At 49.2% G+C, this 845-nt stretch carries 1 protein-coding gene; it reads left to right on the top strand.

Annotated elements, in window-relative coordinates; genetic code table 11:
* Window positions 1-845, top strand: an 845-nt coding sequence (locus ACTXGO_RS16495) for an AAA family ATPase (RefSeq protein WP_443575079.1), incomplete at both ends; no start/stop codon positions are given.

Consider the following 845-nt stretch of genomic DNA (forward strand, 5'->3'; position numbering starts at 1 on the left):
GCGGCGCGTATGAGTCATCGCTATATCACAGATCGCAAACTGCCTGACAAAGCGATTGATTTAATCGATGAGGCCGCCAGTCGTCTACGTATGGAGATGGATAGCAAACCTGAAGCGCTAGGTAAGCTCGATAGCCGCTTGATACAGCTTAAAATGCAGCGTGAAGTACTCAAAAACGAAGAAGATGCAGGCGCGCAAGCAGAACGCAAAATGCTCGATATGCAAATCGACGAGCTTGAAAAAGAATACGCTGATCTTAATGAAGTGTGGCAAGCTGAAAAGGCACTGGTCAAAGGCAGTCAACAGCTCAAAGATGAGCTAGATAAAGCCCGTATCGCTTATGATAAAGCCAGCCGCGAAGGCGATTACGAGACCATGAGTAAGCTGCAATATGAGACCATCCCGCAGCTTGAGCGCCGTATCAACGAGTCGGATTTGGCTGAACAAAAAGAGCAAGCCGGTGAGCCTGCAGGTGCTAAACTACTACGTAATAAAGTCACCGATAACGAAATCGCTGAAGTCGTTGCCGCAGCTACAGGTATCCCTGTGAGCAAAATGATGCAAGGCGAGCGCGACAAAATGATCGCTATGGAAGATAAACTCCATGAGCGCGTTATCGGTCAAGACGAAGCCGTCGAAGCGGTGGCTAATGCGGTACGCCGTAGCCGCGCAGGTCTATCTGACCCCAACCGTCCTTCTGGCTCGTTTTTATTCTTAGGGCCCACAGGTGTTGGTAAAACAGAGCTGACCAAGTCGCTTGCCAACTTCTTATTTGACTCTCAGGACGCTATCGTGCGTATCGATATGAGTGAGTATATGGAGAAGCATAGCGTTAGCCGTTTGGT

Source organism: Psychrobacter sp. T6-1 (assembly GCF_052258445.1).